General features: G+C 65.1%; 16 protein-coding genes. 6 read left to right on the top strand and 10 right to left on the bottom strand.

Going from position 1 to position 15411, the window contains the following annotated elements; translation table 11 throughout:
* The first annotated feature begins 49 nt into the window (after positions 1-49).
* A complete protein-coding gene (locus HFP57_RS11060) occupies positions 50-559 on the top strand; it encodes a hypothetical protein (protein WP_176869817.1) in 510 nt (169 codons plus the stop codon).
* Between the two features lie 10 nt (positions 560-569).
* Positions 570-1163, top strand: coding sequence for a DNA-3-methyladenine glycosylase I (locus HFP57_RS11065; protein WP_176869818.1), 594 nt, complete (start codon positions 570-572; stop codon positions 1161-1163).
* A gap of 79 nt (positions 1164-1242) precedes the next feature.
* Here the strand turns inward: HFP57_RS11065 and HFP57_RS11070 are convergent, their stop codons facing one another.
* The 6 genes from HFP57_RS11070 to HFP57_RS11095 form a co-directional block, all read right to left on the bottom strand.
* Positions 1243-1656 carry a secondary thiamine-phosphate synthase enzyme YjbQ gene (locus tag HFP57_RS11070; RefSeq protein WP_176869819.1) on the bottom strand — a complete coding sequence of 138 codons (414 nt, stop codon included), beginning with the start codon at positions 1654-1656 and terminating at the stop codon, positions 1243-1245.
* Positions 1657-1667: 11 nt separating this feature from the next.
* Positions 1668-4157: a DNA topoisomerase (ATP-hydrolyzing) subunit B gene (gene gyrB, locus HFP57_RS11075; protein WP_176869820.1), complete on the bottom strand. Its 2490-nt coding sequence runs from the start codon at positions 4155-4157 to the stop codon at positions 1668-1670.
* A gap of 258 nt (positions 4158-4415) precedes the next feature.
* Positions 4416-5495, bottom strand: coding sequence for a DNA replication/repair protein RecF (gene recF / locus HFP57_RS11080; protein ID WP_176869821.1), 1080 nt, complete (start codon positions 5493-5495; stop codon positions 4416-4418).
* A 32-nt stretch (positions 5496-5527) separates the two neighbouring features.
* On the bottom strand, positions 5528-6640 hold the full coding sequence (gene dnaN / locus HFP57_RS11085) for a DNA polymerase III subunit beta (protein ID WP_176869822.1): 1113 nt from the start codon (positions 6638-6640) through the stop codon (positions 5528-5530).
* 136 nt (positions 6641-6776) lie between these two features.
* Complete coding sequence (locus HFP57_RS11090; protein WP_176869823.1) at positions 6777-7337, bottom strand: outer membrane protein; 561 nt, start codon at positions 7335-7337, stop codon at positions 6777-6779.
* A gap of 199 nt (positions 7338-7536) precedes the next feature.
* Positions 7537-8214 (bottom strand): outer membrane protein, encoded by a 678-nt coding sequence (locus tag HFP57_RS11095; protein ID WP_176869824.1) that lies wholly within the window; start codon positions 8212-8214, stop codon positions 7537-7539.
* Positions 8215-8358: 144 nt separating this feature from the next.
* Between HFP57_RS11095 and HFP57_RS11100 the strand changes: the two genes are divergently transcribed.
* The 3 genes from HFP57_RS11100 (at position 8359) to rlmN (ending at position 10915) form a co-directional block, all read left to right on the top strand.
* The gene (locus HFP57_RS11100) at positions 8359-8991 is read left to right on the top strand and encodes a histidine phosphatase family protein (protein WP_246263112.1); all 633 of its coding nucleotides are present in this window, start codon (positions 8359-8361) and stop codon (positions 8989-8991) included.
* Positions 8988-9476, top strand: a complete 489-nt coding sequence (locus HFP57_RS11105; RefSeq protein ID WP_176869826.1) for a hypothetical protein — start codon at positions 8988-8990, stop codon at positions 9474-9476. Before HFP57_RS11100 ends, HFP57_RS11105 begins: the two co-directional genes overlap by 4 nt.
* A 212-nt stretch (positions 9477-9688) precedes the next feature.
* A complete protein-coding gene (rlmN, locus tag HFP57_RS11110) occupies positions 9689-10915 on the top strand; it encodes a dual-specificity RNA methyltransferase RlmN (RefSeq protein WP_246263114.1) in 1227 nt (408 codons plus the stop codon).
* On the opposite strand, the gene HFP57_RS11115 is transcribed toward rlmN, so the two are convergent.
* On the bottom strand, positions 10912-11304 hold the full coding sequence (locus HFP57_RS11115; protein WP_176869827.1) for a RidA family protein: 393 nt from the start codon (positions 11302-11304) through the stop codon (positions 10912-10914). The two genes, rlmN and HFP57_RS11115, sit on opposite strands and share 4 nt — an antisense overlap.
* 113 nt (positions 11305-11417) lie before the next feature.
* Between HFP57_RS11115 and HFP57_RS11120 the strand changes: the two genes are divergently transcribed.
* Positions 11418-12650: an SAM-dependent methyltransferase gene (locus tag HFP57_RS11120; protein WP_176869828.1), complete on the top strand. Its 1233-nt coding sequence runs from the start codon at positions 11418-11420 to the stop codon at positions 12648-12650.
* 12 nt (positions 12651-12662) lie between these two features.
* Here the strand turns inward: HFP57_RS11120 and HFP57_RS11125 are convergent, their stop codons facing one another.
* From HFP57_RS11125 to HFP57_RS11135, 3 genes are all read right to left on the bottom strand, one after another.
* Positions 12663-13583, bottom strand: a complete 921-nt coding sequence (locus HFP57_RS11125) for a cation diffusion facilitator family transporter (protein ID WP_176869829.1) — start codon at positions 13581-13583, stop codon at positions 12663-12665.
* Positions 13584-13651: 68 nt separating this feature from the next.
* Entirely contained in the window at positions 13652-14428 is a 777-nt protein-coding gene (locus HFP57_RS11130) for a hypothetical protein (RefSeq protein ID WP_176869830.1), read from the bottom strand.
* A gap of 155 nt (positions 14429-14583) precedes the next feature.
* Positions 14584-15345 (bottom strand): EF-hand domain-containing protein, encoded by a 762-nt coding sequence (locus tag HFP57_RS11135; RefSeq protein WP_218135015.1) that lies wholly within the window; start codon positions 15343-15345, stop codon positions 14584-14586.
* Between the last annotated feature and the right edge of the window lie 66 nt (positions 15346-15411).

A 15411-nucleotide genomic window follows, 5' to 3' on the forward strand; every position in this document is an offset into this window, starting at 1 on the left:
GTCCACCCCCGGCATAGGCCTGCCCCGAACCCAGTGATTCGGAGACCCCATGTCTGATACCCTGCTCATCATTTTCCTGGCGATCATCGCCCTTATCGTCGTGATCGTGCTGTTGAGGACTTGGGGTTCGAAGGACAGGCCCGCCGAAACCGCGGAAGACCAGCATCACGGCGTGTCCGACAGCCTGGCCGCCGCGGTCGAGGATGTGGTCGGCGAGTTTACCGGTGTCGAGGCCAATCCCGATTTTCCCGGCGACAGCGATGTCGGCCGCCCCTCGCACGACGGCAGCGGCGGCGGCGCGAGCACCGCGCGCGGCGGCGCCGGCGACACGCTGACTCAGATCAAGGGGCTGGGCTCGAAGGCGGAGGCCAAGCTCAAGGGCTTCGGCGTCGCCCGCTTCGAACAGATCGCCTCCTGGACGCCGGACGATATCGCAATGATCGATTCCAAGCTCGGGCTCGGCGCCCGGATCGAACGCGACCGCTGGGTCGAACAGGCCGGGTTCCTCGCACGCGGCGAGATCGCGGCGTTCGAGGAAAAGTTCGGCAAGCTCGGTTAGGGAAGGGCGATTGAGCCTCACGCTCGGCAGCGACGGCAAGGCCCGCTGTTTCGGCGGCCAGCCGGGCAAGGAATTTTACGGCGAGTATCACGATACCGAATGGGGCGTACCGGTCCATGACGACCGGATGCTGTTCGAAATGCTGATCCTCGAAGGCGCGCAGGCCGGGCTGAGCTGGGAAACCGTGCTGCGCAAACGCGACGGCTATCGCGCCGCCTTTCACGATTTCGAAGTCGAGCGCGTCGCGGCGATGACCGATGCCGAACTGGAGGCGCTGCGCGAGGACGCGGGCATCGTCCGCAACAAGCTGAAAATCCGGTCGGCGCGCAAGAACGCCCGGATCTTCATCCAGATGCAGCACGAATACCGGACCTTCGACGCCTGGCTATGGGGCCATGTCGACGGCACGCCCATCGTCAACCGCCCGCAAAGCTTCGCCGACGTCCCAGTTTCGACCCCGCTCTCCGACACGGTCTCCAAGGCGCTCAAGCAGCGCGGGATGAGCTTTGTCGGCACGACGATCATCTACGCCTATCTGCAGGCCGTCGGCGTGGTGAACGACCATGTGAAGGGATGCTGGAAATACCCGTCATGCCGGACTTGATCCGGCATCCAAGGCCATAAACGATCTCGCCTGCCGCCCTGGACCCCGGATCAAGTCCGGGGTGACGAGAGTAGGGAAACTATTCGCCCGCCAGGTGCAGCGCCACCTCGCGCCGGTGCGGGCGGCGGCGATGTTCGAACAGGTAGATGCCCTGCCAGGTCCCGAGCGCCAGCCGTCCGTCGATCACCGGGATCGCGAGATGGGTCTGGGTCAGCGCGGCCTTGAGATGCGCGGGCATATCGTCGGGCCCTTCGCTGTTATGCGCGTAATGCGCGCCTTCCGGCGCCAGCCGGTCGAAATAGGCAATGAGATCGTCCTGCACCTCGGGCGCCGCATTCTCCTGGATCAGCAGCGAAGCCGAGGTGTGGCGACAGAACAGGGTACACAGGCCACGGCCGACGCCGGTTTCGCCGACCCAATCCGCAACCCCGGGCGTGAATTCGACGAGCGATTGTCCCGGCGTGTCGATCGCGAGAACGGTCGTGTGGTGCACCGCCAGCCGGGTCAGACGTCGAGATTGGCGACGTTCAGCGCATTGTCCTGGATGAACTCGCGGCGCGGCTCGACGACATCGCCCATCAGCTGGGTGAAGATCTCGTCGGCGATATCGGCCTGGTCGACCTGAACCTGGAGCAGCGAGCGGACGTCGGGATCGAGCGTGGTTTCCCACAACTGCTCGGCGTTCATCTCGCCCAATCCCTTGTAGCGCTGAATGGCGAGGCCCTTGCGGCCTGCGGCGAGGATCGCCTCGAGCAGTTCGGACGGACGCGTGATCGGCGCGCGGCCCTTGGCCGGCGCCTCATCCTCATCGTCGGCGGCGGCTTCGGCCGCCTTCATGCTGACGAGATGTCCGACGAGCGCGTAATTCTCGGCCTGCTCCGCGGCGACCTGCTGAAGCTTGCGAGCTTCGGCCGAGCGTACGAATGCGGCATCGATCAGATGCACATCGGTCACCCCGCGCCAGCGCCGGTGCAGTTCGAAACTGCCATCGGCATTGATCTGTCCGGTCCATTGCGCTTCGGGATCGTGCCCGCTCAGCCATTGAGCCACCAGTTCGACCGCCTGTAGCCGCTGCTCCTCGCTCAGCGCCTCGTCGAGCGCGCCCATCAGCGCGAAGGCCTCGACGATCGACGGATCGTAGCGTTTGGGCACATAGTTCATCAGCGAGCGCATGCGCCGCGCATGATCGATCAGGATGCGCAAATCCTCGCCCGACCGAGTCGCGCCATCGCCGGTTTCGAGCAGCATCGTGTCGAGGCCCGCATTGATCAGATAGGCGTCGAGCGCCGCATCGTCCTTCAGATAGACTTCCGAGCGGCCCTTGGAGACCTTGTAGAGCGGCGGCTGGGCGATATAGAGATGCCCGCGCTCGACGATCTCGGGCATCTGCCGGTAGAAGAAGGTCAAGAGGAGCGTGCGGATATGCGCGCCGTCGACATCGGCGTCGGTCATGATCACGATCTTGTGATAGCGCAGCTTCTCGATATCGAAATCGTCGCGGCCGATGCCGGTGCCCATCGCCTGGATCAGCGTGCCGACCTCCTTGGACGAGAGCATCCTATCGAAGCGCGCGCGTTCGACATTGAGGATCTTGCCCTTCAGCGGCAGGATCGCCTGGTAATGGCGATCGCGGCCCTGCTTGGCCGAACCGCCGGCCGAATCGCCCTCGACCAGGAAGAGTTCGGATTTCGCCGGATCGCGTTCCTGGCAGTCTGCGAGCTTGCCGGGGAGCGAGGCGACGGCCATTGATCCCTTGCGCGTCATCTCGCGCGCCTTCTTCGCCGCCTCGCGCGCCGCGGCGGCGTCGATCACCTTCTGGATTACAGAAGCCGCATAGGGCGGGTTCTCTTCGAGCCATTCGGCGAGCTTGTCCGCGATCAGGCTTTCGAGCGGCTGGCGGACTTCGGAGGACACCAGCTTGTCCTTGGTCTGCGAACTGAACTTCGGATCGGGCAGCTTGACCGAGACGATCGCGGTCAGGCCTTCGCGCATGTCATCGCCGGTCAGCTTCACCTTGGACTTTTTCAGCGCGCCCGAGCTTTCGGCATAATTGTTGAGCGTGCGGGTCAGCGCCGAACGGAAGGCGGCGAGATGCGTACCGCCGTCGCGCTGCGGGATGTTGTTGGTGAAGCACAGGACGTTTTCGTGATAGCTGTCATTCCATTCGAGCGCGACATCGATGCCGATATCGTCGCGTTCGCCCGAAATCGCGATCGGATCGCCGATGATCGCCGCCTTGTGGCGATCGAGATACTGGACGAAGGCCGAGGTGCCGCCCTCGTAATACAGCTCGACTTCCTCCCGGTCGGCATGGCGGGCGTCGGCGATGAACAGCCGCACACCGGAATTGAGGAAGGCCAGCTCGCGGTAGCGATGCTCGAGCTTCTCGAAATCGAATTCGGTGATCTTGAACGTCTCGGCGGACGGCATGAAGGTGACTTGCGTGCCCTTGCGCTGCTTCCCGTCGATTTCCGGGGCATCGCCCATCACTTCGAGCGGCGCTTCCGCCTCGCCGTTGCGGAAGCGCATCCAGTATTCCTTGCCATCGCGCCAGATGCGCAGCTCGAGCCAATCGCTGAGCGCGTTGACGACCGAAACGCCGACGCCGTGCAGGCCGCCAGAGACCTTGTAGGCATTGTCGTCGGACGTGTTTTCGAACTTCCCGCCGGCATGGAGCTGGGTCATGATGACCTCGGCCGCCGATACGCCCTCTTCCTTGTGGATATCGACCGGAATGCCGCGGCCATTGTCCTCGACCGTCACCGAACCGTCGGCGTTGAGCTGGATCAGGATCCGGTCGCAATGGCCGGCCAGCGCCTCGTCGATCGCGTTGTCGGAGACCTCGAACACCATGTGATGGAGACCCGACCCGTCATCGGTGTCGCCGATATACATGCCGGGCCGCTTGCGCACCGCATCGAGGCCCTTGAGGACCTTGATCGAGTCCGCACCATAATCGCCCTTTTGCGGCGTCTTTTCGGGTTGGTCAGTCATCTGTCATATATAGGCTTTTCCACCGCAAAACCCAAGCGAATCGCCCGGAATCATGGGGATTGGGGGCCGCGGTCAAGCCATTGAATATGAACCGGTAAAACGCGCTCTCGTAATATAATTGCGCAAAGTTCACATAGTATACACACAGGCTGTCCCGATTCTCCGGGATATTCGCCCGCGACGCCCGGAACACAGGCCTCGGGACAGCCCATGCTATATCAGCATTTCCTACATTGAAAGCGCGGCATGCCGGCGGCTTCAGGCCGGGTGGATACCTCCCCCGCGCACCGCGTATCGGCTCGCATCGCCATTGATCCCGCCGAACAGGGCCGGCTCCGTCCCGGTCATCCAGACCTGCCCGCCGCCGGCCGCCAGCCGCTCGAACAGCGCCGCACGGCGGAGCGGATCGAGATGGGCGGCGACCTCGTCGAGCAGGATCAGCGGCCGCCGTCCGGCGCGCGCCGCAACCAGATCGGCATGGGCGAGGACGATGGCCAGCAGCAGCGCCTTCTGCTCGCCCGTGGAGCAGCGATCGGCGGGCTGCTCCTTGCCAAGGTGCGTAACCGCCAGATCGCTTCTGTGCGGGCCTGTGAGCGAGCGACCGGCGGCGCGGTCGCGGTCCCGTCCTGCCGCCAGCGCCGTGCCAAAATCGTCGGCCGGCCGCCAGCCTTCGAGCGCAAGGCGAGCCTTGGCGAACGGCCCGTCGGGCTGATCGTCCAGCTGTCCGTTCAGCGCCGCGATCGTCCGCGCGCGCGCCTCCGCCACCGCTCCGCCATGCTCGGCCATCTGCGCTTCGAGCGCCGCGCACCATTCGACGTCGAGCGGCGCCTCGTCGGCCAGCAGCCGGTTGCGCGCCCGCATCGCCGCCTCGTAGCGCGAGGCATGATGCGCATGGCCGGGTGCGAGCGCGAGCACGAGCCGGTCGAGAAAGGCGCGGCGGCCGCTCGGCGCGGCGGCGAAGAGCCGGTCCATCGCCGGGGTCAACCAGAGGATCGACAGCCACTCGGTCAGGGCGGTCGCGGACGCCGTGCCGCCGTTGATCCGCACCTGGCGGCGATCGGGTGTCGCGGGCAGGGTTCCCGTGCCGAGATCGACATCACCGCCGGGCGCATCGAGTACGGCGGCGACGGAAAAACCGCCCGGTCCATCAGCCCGTGCCATCTCCGACAACTTCGCGCGCCTGAGCCCGCGTCCCGGCGTGAACAGCGACACCGCTTCGAGGACATTGGTCTTGCCGGCGCCATTTTCGCCGGTCAGCACGACAAAGCCCGGACCGGGTTCGATCAGCGCGGTTTCATAGGATCGGAAATCGGTGAGGCCGAGGCGGCGGATATTCATCGGCCGCCTTTCATGGGCATCGCGCTAGACGCTCACACCCGCATCGGCATCAGCACATAGAGCGCGCTCGCCTTGTCATTCTCGCGGATCAGGGTCGGCGCGGCGGCATCGGCGAGATGCACCTCGATCGCATCGCCCTGCACCTGACCCAATATGTCGAGCAGATAGCGCGCGTTGAAGCCGATCTCGAACCCATCCGAGCCATATTGGCCGGCGACCTCTTCCGAGGCCGTGCCGTTTTCGGGCGAAGTGACCGACAGCGTGATCTTGTCGGTATCGAGCGCCATCTTCACCGCGCGTGTCTTTTCGGTGGCGATGGTCGCGACGCGGTCGACGCCCTCCTCGAAGCTGCGCGGATCGATCTTGAGCAGCTTGTCGTTCCCGGTCGGGATGACGCGGTTATAGTCGGGGAAGGTGCCGTCGATCAGTTTCGACGTCATCACGGCGGTACCGAGACCGAAGCGGACCTTGCTGTCGGACAATGCGATCTCCACCGTACCGTCGAGCTCGTCGAGCATCTTCCTGAGCTCGCCGACGCATTTGCGCGGGACGATCACGTCGGGCATGCCTTCGGCGCCGTCGGGACGCGGCAGCGTATAGCGCGCGAGCCGGTGACCGTCGGTCGCCGCGGCCTTGAGCACCGGCTGGTCCTCGTCGGTCACGTGCAGGAAAATACCGTTGAGATAATAGCGGGTTTCTTCGGTCGAGATCGCGAAGCGCGTCTTGTCGACAATCTCGCGCAGCGACGCCGCCGGCAATTCGAACGTCGTCGGCAAATCGCCCTCGGCGATGACCGGGAAATCGTCGCGCGGCAAGGTCGCGAGGTTGAAGCGCGCCCGGCCCGCATTGACCGCCATCTTGCCCTCGGCCGCTTCGAGCGAGACCTGGCTTCCTTCGGGCAGCTTGCGAACGATGTCGAACAATGTGTGCGCGGAGACGGTCGTCGCGCCGGCCTGTTCGACCTGCGCCTCGACGGTTTCAACGATCTGCAGGTCGAGATCGGTCGCCATGAGCTTCAGCCCGCCGCTCTCGACAGCCTCGATCAGCACGTTGGACAGGATCGGAATGGTGTTGCGGCGTTCGACCACCGATTGCACATGGCCAAGGCTCTTCAAAAGCACTGCCCGTTCAATCGTCGCTTTCATCGTTATCCCCTGCGCGCGGCATAGTCATTATTTGGGAAAAGGGTCCTGCCCTGTATCGCCGAATATGGCAAGGAAAAGGGGCCGGAAAGCAAGTCCCCGACCCCCGTTTTCGCGACTTTCCTGTGGATAGTAACGCCTAGAAGCGGATGCCCAGCCCGCCGATGAGCTGGCCCCGCTCGAAATCCTCTTCGAGCGCCGTTCCGCGCAGCTCGACCCGGGCGAACGCATTGTCGCTGATCCCGAGCTCGAGCCCGAGCGTCGCGCGCACGCCGTCGAAATTCGAGGCGATGCTGGTTTCGGCGCCGGTCGGGTCAATCGTGACGACCCGGAGGCGCGTATTGGTGTAACCGAGACCGCCATAAAGGAGCAGATTGTCGGCTATGACATGGCCGACCCGGCCGCCGATATAGAATTCGCGGCCAACCTGCGCGCAGACCTCGTCGCCGGCGGCAACGACCGACGTCGCGCATTCCTCGGTCGAGCTGTCGGTAATCTCGCCGGTCGCCCCGAACACCCAGTTCCGCGAGCGGATATCATAGCCGGCAGCGGCGCCGTAGACCGCGCCCTCGTCATCCTCGAACTCGTCGAGGCCGCCCAGCGCTTCCAGGCGGAACCCGGAAAAATCGTTGGCCGACTGGGCGGCGGCGGGGGACGCGATCAGCCCGGCGGCGAGCCCGGCCATGGTGAATTTGTGCATGAAATACTCCCGTTTACAACGACCTGAGATGCAGATCGCCTTCGCGGTAGGTTTCATGAGATGAACCAACGGCAAACCGGTTGGTCATCTCCCGTTCATATCAGTACGAAACGTACCAATATCGGTTGGCGTAGACGTGAAGAAGGGGCCGGAAGATATGCCCCGGCCCCTCCTTGCAAGTGTTCGACGGCTTTGCGCGCTAGAAGCGGATGCCGACGCCGGCCAGCACCTGGTGCCGGTCCGTGTTCACGTCGAAATCGTCGAAATTGATATTGGTGTCGGCGACATCGACTTCGAGATCGCTATAGTTGGAATAGCGATATTCGACCTTGCCGTAGACGTTGCGGCCGAGCAGATATTCGATGCCCGCGCCGACGCGGAAGCCGTCGAGCGTGGCGTCGAAATCCTGGGCGAAACCGGCGCCGTCATCGGCATCGAGGCCGAACCGGGCGTTGGTGTAGCCGCCCTTGGCATAGAGTAGCGCCTGAGACGCGACGGGAACGCCGACGCGGGCGCCCACGTAGAAATCGCGTTCGGCCTCGAACGAGGCGCTGCTGCCGGCGCCGAACGCGCCGTCGTCGGTTTCGCCGGCGGTGGAATCGGTCCATTCGCCCTCGATACCGAGCACGGCACCGCCGACCGCGAAATCATAGCCGACGCCGATACCGTAGAGGAAACCGTCCAGCCCCTCACCGCTGCCGTCGTCGAAACGATCCTGCGTACCCGGCGAAAAATCGCCGTCATTATCGGCATTGGTGCTGTCATAGCCGCCCAGCGCTTCCAGCCGGAAGCCGGTGAAGGCGTCGCCATCGGTCTGGGCCAGGGCGGGGGTGGAGACGCCGGCCGCGAGCGCGGCGCCGAGAATGATCATACGCATGGAAACATACTCCTACAGTTTTACACGACCCCAAAAACCGGGGGACGAATGCTAAGCTAGTGACCGCGGGAAAAGTTGCATGAACCTCAGATAAACGGCGGTTTTCTGTTGCTTTCGGGCAACGGATTGGCGATCAGCCGTGCCGTGGACAGGCCCGGCCGCCTCTTTATCGCCCGCCATGGCGAAACCGTCTTCAACGCCGCCGCGCGATTGCAGGGCGATCATGCGCATACGCCGCTGACCCGCGCCGGATTCGAACAGGTGGACGAGATGGGCGCGGTGCTGCGCCATCGCCTCGGGCCGCGGCCCGACCTGGCACTCTGGTCGTCGAGCGCCGGCCGCGCCTTGCAGACGCTGGCGATCATCGCCGAGCATCTCGGGCTGGACTGGCACGAGGCAAAGCATGACCACCGGCTCGTCGAAATCGGCATGGGCAGCTGGGGCGGCCGCTACTATGCCGATGTGATCGCCGAGCACGGGCCGGTGGTCGATGGTGAAAGCCGGTTGCTCAAACCCGCGCCCGACGGCGAGCGCTACGCCGAAATCGCCGAGCGCGTGACCCACTGGTTCGACGAACATGGCGAGGCGCCCGGCGACAAGCTGGTGATCATGCACGGCATATCGAGCCGGGTGCTCAGGGGCGCGCTGCTCGGGCTCGATCCGCTGCCGGACTATGGCGCGCCGGTCGCGCCGGGATTGCCACAGGGATCGGTCGTGATGATCGAGGATGGCGTCGAAACGCTGGTCGTCGAAGGCACGGGCGGGGAGCGCGCATGATCGCCCGTATCGCCATGGCCGTCGCCGTCTCACTGCTGCTGCCCGCTGCCGGACATGCGCGGGATTCGCTGGGCGTGTACGGAAATTGGGGCGCGTTTCGCGATCCCGAGACCCCACGCTGCTATGCGATCGTGCGGCCGGACCGCGAACGGCGGGGTGACTGGGAGCCCTTTGCCTCGATCGGGACCTGGCCGGACCGCGACCGGCGGGGCCAGGTCCATTTCCGCCTCCGCCGCGAGATGCGCGAGGACAGCAGGCCGATCCTCACCATCGGGTCCCGCCGGTTCGAACTGGTCGGGCGCGGACCCGATGCATGGGCGGGATCGAGCCGCGACGATGCGGCCATCGTCGCCGCGATCCGCGGCGGCACCTCCATGCGGATCGAGGCCCGGTCGCGCAGGGCCGGCCGTTTCGTCGACAATTACAGCCTGCGCGGCGCGGCAAGCGCGATCGACGCGGCGGCGTTGGGCTGTGCGACAAGTTGAACGTTTGCTGACTTACTTTTTGTCAGACTCGACCTGTCGGTCGAGCGCCGCAGATTCCTTTGTCAGAATTTCCCTGTCGGGAAATCGCCGTACCGGCCCGCTAGCAACGTTCTGACAAACAAATGCCCTGCGTCGCGCATCAAGCGAAGCCGGAGGTCTTTGGGAACATCCCCGACTCGCAAATCTCGACCATTACCCCTAAATGGCGCCGCATGAGCGCATCCTCCGCCCCCATGAACCGCCCCGGAACGGTCGATCCCGTCCCCGTGCCGCGCGATATCGCGCCGCGCGACGATGGCCGTATCGATATCCTCGGATTGCCGCGGGCCGAGATCCGGGCCGCGTTCGAAGCGGCGGGACTCGCGCCCAAACAGGCTAAGCTGCGCGCCAAGCAGGTCTGGCACCAGATCTATCATCGCGGGAAAACCGATTTCGCCGAGATGAGCGATATCGCCAAAGCGCAACAGCCTTGGTTCGCCGATCATTTCGTCATCGGGCGGCCCGAGATCGTCGAGCATCTCGTGTCCGAAGACGGGACGCGCAAATGGCTGCTGCGGACGGTCGACGGGCAGGATTACGAGATGGTCTTCATTCCCGATGCGGACCGGGGCACGCTGTGTATCTCGAGCCAGGTCGGCTGCACGCTCAACTGCCGCTTCTGCCACACCGGCACGATGCGCCTCGTGCGCAACCTGACGCCCGGCGAGATCGTCGGCCAGGTCATGCTCGCGCGCGACACGCTGGAAGAATGGCCGGGACCGGGCGAATCGAGCAATTACGATCCGCACGGACGGATGCTCACCAACATCGTGCTGATGGGCATGGGCGAGCCGCTCTACAATTTCGACAATGTCCGCGACGCGATGAAGATCGTGATGGATGCCGAAGGGCTCGCCCTGTCGCGCCGCCGGATCACGCTGTCGACCTCGGGCGTCGTTCCGATGATCGAGCGCGCGGGCGAGGAAATCAGCGTCAATCTCGCCGTCTCGCTCCACGCCGTAACCAAGGAGGTGCGCGACGAGATCGTGCCGCTCAATCGCAAATACGGGATCGAGGAGCTGCTCCAGGCCTGCGCCGACTATCCGGGCGCCAACAATGCGCGGCGCATCACGTTCGAATATGTGATGCTGAAGGACAAGAATGACAGCGACGCGGACGCGCGCGAACTCGTCCGGCTGATCAAGCAGTATAAGCTGCCCGCCAAGGTCAATCTGATCCCGTTCAACCCCTGGCCCGGCGCGGCCTATGAATGTTCGGACCCGGACCGGATCGCGCGCTTCTCCGAAATCATCTTCGATGCCGGGATCAGCGCCCCGATCCGCACGCCGCGCGGCCGCGACATCATGGCCGCCTGCGGCCAACTGAAATCGGCGTCCGAGAAAAAATCGCGCGCGGAGCTGGATCGGCTGGCGGAAGAGAAGCAGGCCGCGCTGGGCTAATCTGCAGCCGCGATCACGTCGATCTCGACCATCAGTTCGGGGAGCGCCAGCGCGCTGACCTCGACGATCGTATCGGCCGGCCAGGGCGGCGTGAAATAGCGTTTGCGCGCTTCGACCATCGCCGGGAAATGGCCCATGTCGGTCAGGTAGATCGTGACCTTGACGATCCGCTCGCGACGGCTGCCCCCGGCCTCCAGAACCCGGTCGATATTGGCGAAGGTCCGGGCAAGCTGCGTCTCGAAATCGCCGGCGCCGACGATTCTCCCCTGTTCGTCGATCGCCGCCTGGCCGGAGAGGAAGAGCAGATCGCCGACCCGCCAGCCCGGCGCGATCGCATAGGGCGCAAGCGGATCGGGGTCGATCGTCAGCGGAGTGGGGTCCTGGGCCATGATACTCGTCCTTCGATATGTCTGCGAATGTCCGTTTCGGGACGACGGTAACCCGCCGCGCGTTTCGGCCGAACCGGCTTGCACTGGACCGGCAACAGTGAAAGCATAGGGCCATGTGGCTGCTCGACAAGTTTCTGGGCCGCCTGATCAAGCGCGGCAGGCTGGCGGTGACCGACGCGGACGGCACCGTATATCGCTATGGCGACGGCGACACGGATTTCCCGGACGTCGCGGTTCGCCTGACCGAGCCAGGCACCGCACGGGCGATTGCGGCCGACCCGCGGCTCGGCGCGGCGGAAGCCTATATGGACGGCCGGATGCGGGTCGAACGCGGGGAGATCCGCGACCTGATCACCCTGATCCGCCAGAACCAGCAATGGGAGAAGGCCGGGCGCCTCGCCCCGCGCGGAATGCTGAAACGCGCCCGCCAGGCGACCCGCCAGCGCCTCGACCATTTCAACTGGCGCCGCCGTTCGAAGCGCAACGTCGCCCATCATTACGATCTTTCGGACGAACTGTTCCGGCTCTTTCTCGACGAGGACATGCAGTATAGCTGCGCCTATTTCGAGGATCCGGGGATGAGCCTCGAGGCGGCCCAGCGCGCCAAGATCATCCACATCCTTGCCAAACTGGCGCTCAAGCCCGGGGTGCGCGTGCTCGATATCGGCAGCGGATGGGGCGGCATGGCGCTCGCGATCCACAGGGTGACGGGCGGCGGGGTGCTCGGCATTACGCTGAGCGAGGAACAGCTTGCGGCCGCCCGGCGACGCGCCGCCGATGCCGGCGTTGCCGACAAGGTGCGTTTCGAACTCGCCGATTATCGCGATGTCGAGGGGCGGTTCGACCGGATCGTTTCGGTCGGGATGTTCGAACATGTCGGCCCGCCCAATTACAGCCGCTTCTTCCGCGACTGCCACAACCTGCTCACCGAGGACGGCGTGATGCTGCTCCACACGATCGGGCGGATCGGCGTCCCCAACGGCACCGACGCCTTCACGTCCAGATACACCTTTCCCGGCTCATACGTCCCGGCGCTTTCGGAGATCGTGCCGGCCAGCGAAAAGGCGAAACTGATGGCGACCGATATCGAGATGTGGCGCGTCCATTACGCGATGACGCTCGATCATTGGTACGACCGGACCAGGGCCGCGCGCGAGCGTATCGTCGAGCTATATGACGAGCGCTTCTATCGCATGTGGCTCTTCTATCTGAGCGGCGCGGGAGCCTCGTTCCGCTATGGCGGCACCTGCAACTACCAGATCCAGTATGTCCGGCGGCGCGACGCCGTGCCGCTCACCCGCAACTATCTGGAACAGGAGAAGACGCGGCTCCGCGCCATCCTCTGACGGTCCCTGTCTTCAGCAACCGTCGCAATCGCCCGGCGTATCGCCGCGCTCGATCTGGATCGTCGAATGGCCGATATGGAACCGGTCGGCGAGCCGCGCCTGAACTTCGGCGAGAAAGGCGTCGCCCGGATGGCCGGCCGGCATCACGATATGCGCGGTCAGCGCGGTTTCGGTCGTGCTCATGTTCCAGATATGGAGATGATGGACCTGGGCGATACCGTCCATCGCCTCGAGCGTGGCGCGTACTTCGTCGGTATCGATATGCTCGGGAACGGCGGCGAGCGACATCTTCACCGCATCCTTCAACAGGCCCCAGGTGCTGAGCAGGATGACCAGTCCGATGACGAGGCTCGTCGCCGGGTCGATCCAGTTGGCGCCGGTCCAGAGGATGAGCCCGCCGGCGATCACGACGCCGGCCGACACCGCCGCGTCCGCCGCCATGTGCAGATAGGCCCCGCGGATATTGATATCGCCCTTGCGGCCGCGCGCGAACAGCATCGCCGTCGCGCCGTTGATCACGATGCCGATCGCCGCGACGATCATGATCGTGCCGCCGGCGACCGGCGCGGGGTAGACGATCCGCTGGATCGCCTCGAGCGCGATCAGCCCGACCGCAATGAGCAGCAGCACGGCGTTGAACAGGGCGGCGAGGATCGAGGAACCGCGAAAGCCGAATGTGTAGCGCTTGCTCGGCGGCCGCTTGGCCAGCGTCGCCCCGGCCCAGGCGATGATCAGGCCGAGGACGTCCGACAGATTGTGCCCGGCATCGGCGAGCAGCGACATCGATCCGATCGCGAAACCATAGCCGGCCTCGACGACGATATAGATGGTGTTGAGCGCGATCCCGATCGCGAACGCGCGGCCGAAATCGGCCGGTGCATGGCTGTGCCCGTGCCCATGATCATGCCCGTGATGCGAATGCCCCGCTCCCATGGCGCGGACATAATCGGAAAAACGCCGGTGATACTAGGACATTGACGCCTGTTTCTTCGGAGGTTTCTTCACGCGGGCGGCATCGCCGGTTCGTTGCGGCCGATGTTCAGGCTATCGGGATCCACGTTGCACTCGACGGACAGGGTCCGGGTCCGCTGTATCTCCTGTCCCGTTTCGCGATCGACCTTGCGGGTTTCGGTGGCGCGGAGCACGCCGCAGCTTTCCTGGAAATTACCCTGGATCGTCTCGGCGGGGCGCGCCTCGGCATCGATATCCGGATGCAGCGCGCTGACTTCGCGATACCGTTCGATCAGCCAGGTCCCGGGGTTGATGAAGAAATAGCGTTCGAACCCGTCCTCCATCGCGACATGGATGACATAATAGTCGACGCCGTCGATCTCTTCGCGGCCGAACAGGGAGGCGCGATGGCCGCGCACAGCGAGGTCGTGCAGCCCGAACAGGTTGAACTCGACCCCATGGGCCAGCGCCTGGCGGGCGATCGGCGTGGTTTCGGTGAATTCGGCGCCCGCCCCCGCCTGCTGCCAGCCGCCATCGCCGTCGATTCCCTCGCTGAACACGCGCTCGCCGCCCGCGTATACATCGACCCGCATCCGGCCTTCCCGGGTCGCCCGATAGTCGCCCAGCACCGTGAAATCGGGCTCGACAACTTCGGGCCGGATCCGGATATTCTCGAGCGCCTGGACCGCCTCGGCCCCGCCGATCGCTTCTACATGACGCGCGATCACCTCGTCGGCCGTCAGCCCGGCCGCCTGTTCCGTCAGCCCGCCGCAGCCCGCCAGCGCCAGCGCGACCGCCCCGCCGAAGATCGCTTTTCCGTGCCGCATCCGGCATCCTCCCGATCGACAATTCCTCAATTACGACTAGTGTCTTTTTTGACGACCTGCAAGCGGCTCAGCTGGGCGGATATGCCGCCGAACGAAAAGAGCCGGCGCATTTCTGCCCCGACTCTTCCCTTTTCCGCTATGGGAGCGGGAACTGTTCAGCGGCGCTGGCGGCGCTCCGCGCGCATCGCCTGGCGCGCGGCGCGGCGTTCGGCACGCGTGATCACACCGTCGGCATCGGTATCGGCGCGTTCGAACATCGCCAGCGGCCGGACCGAGGCCTCGGCAAGCGTCAACACACCATCGCCATCGCCATCCATCCGATCGAAGCGGCCGGCGCGACGTTCGGCGCGGCGGTCTTCGCGGGCTGCATGCAGGTCGGCAAATTCGTCGCGGTCGAGCGCGCCATCGCCGTCGGCATCGGCGGCCGCCCAGGCCTGGTTCCGGCGTTCGATACGGGCAGCGCGCCGGGTTTCGCGCGCTGCGGGCGGCGCCGTCCGGAGGGCGCCTTCGGGCAATGCCGCCAATTCTTCAGGTGTCAGGCGGCCGCGCATGTCGCGTTCCTCGGCGATCATCGCGCCGCGATGGATACCGCGCCGCTCGATGAAGCCGGCATGGGCGGCGTCGCGTTCGGCGAAGCTGACCTCGCCATCGCCATCGGCATCCATGCGATCGAAGCGGCGGGCCTGGCGGGCCGCGCGGCGCTCGGCGCTGTGCGCGGCGGCTTCCTCGCGGCTGACGGTACCGCTGCCATCGGTATCGGCTTCGGCGAAACGCTCGGCGATCCGGCTTTCCATCTGCGCGCGCGTCATCGGCTCGGCCCAGTCGCGGCCGCCGTGCGAATTGGCGATTGCGGGAATGGCCAATAGCGACGCCGTCACGGCAAATGACACCAGTCCGATGGTGATGGAACGGTCCACAAACTCAACTCCTGCCGGCGCCGGCCCATAGCGTCGGCCGGCGCAATTCATCGTTGAGTCCGATAT

This window comes from Parasphingopyxis algicola, assembly GCF_013378075.1.
Lineage (GTDB): Bacteria > Pseudomonadota > Alphaproteobacteria > Sphingomonadales > Sphingomonadaceae > Parasphingopyxis > Parasphingopyxis algicola.

Excerpts from the sequence above, each read along its gene's own strand:
- HFP57_RS11060 (WP_176869817.1), top strand. The coding sequence starts at position 50 with ATGTCTGATACCCTGCTCATCATTTTCCTGGCGATCATCGCCCTTATC.
- gyrB (WP_176869820.1), bottom strand. The coding sequence starts at position 4,157 with ATGACTGACCAACCCGAAAAGACGCCGCAAAAGGGCGATTATGGTGCG.
- recF (WP_176869821.1), bottom strand. The coding sequence starts at position 5,495 with ATGAATATCCGCCGCCTCGGCCTCACCGATTTCCGATCCTATGAAACC.
- dnaN (WP_176869822.1), bottom strand. The coding sequence starts at position 6,640 with ATGAAAGCGACGATTGAACGGGCAGTGCTTTTGAAGAGCCTTGGCCAT.
- HFP57_RS11090 (WP_176869823.1), bottom strand. The coding sequence starts at position 7,337 with ATGCACAAATTCACCATGGCCGGGCTCGCCGCCGGGCTGATCGCGTCC.
- HFP57_RS11095 (WP_176869824.1), bottom strand. The coding sequence starts at position 8,214 with ATGCGTATGATCATTCTCGGCGCCGCGCTCGCGGCCGGCGTCTCCACC.
- HFP57_RS11105 (WP_176869826.1), top strand. The coding sequence starts at position 8,988 with ATGATCGCCCGTATCGCCATGGCCGTCGCCGTCTCACTGCTGCTGCCC.
- rlmN (WP_246263114.1), top strand. The coding sequence starts at position 9,689 with ATGAGCGCATCCTCCGCCCCCATGAACCGCCCCGGAACGGTCGATCCC.
- HFP57_RS11115 (WP_176869827.1), bottom strand. The coding sequence starts at position 11,304 with ATGGCCCAGGACCCCACTCCGCTGACGATCGACCCCGATCCGCTTGCG.
- HFP57_RS11120 (WP_176869828.1), top strand. The coding sequence starts at position 11,418 with ATGTGGCTGCTCGACAAGTTTCTGGGCCGCCTGATCAAGCGCGGCAGG.
- HFP57_RS11125 (WP_176869829.1), bottom strand. The coding sequence starts at position 13,583 with ATGGGAGCGGGGCATTCGCATCACGGGCATGATCATGGGCACGGGCAC.
- HFP57_RS11130 (WP_176869830.1), bottom strand. The coding sequence starts at position 14,428 with ATGCGGCACGGAAAAGCGATCTTCGGCGGGGCGGTCGCGCTGGCGCTG.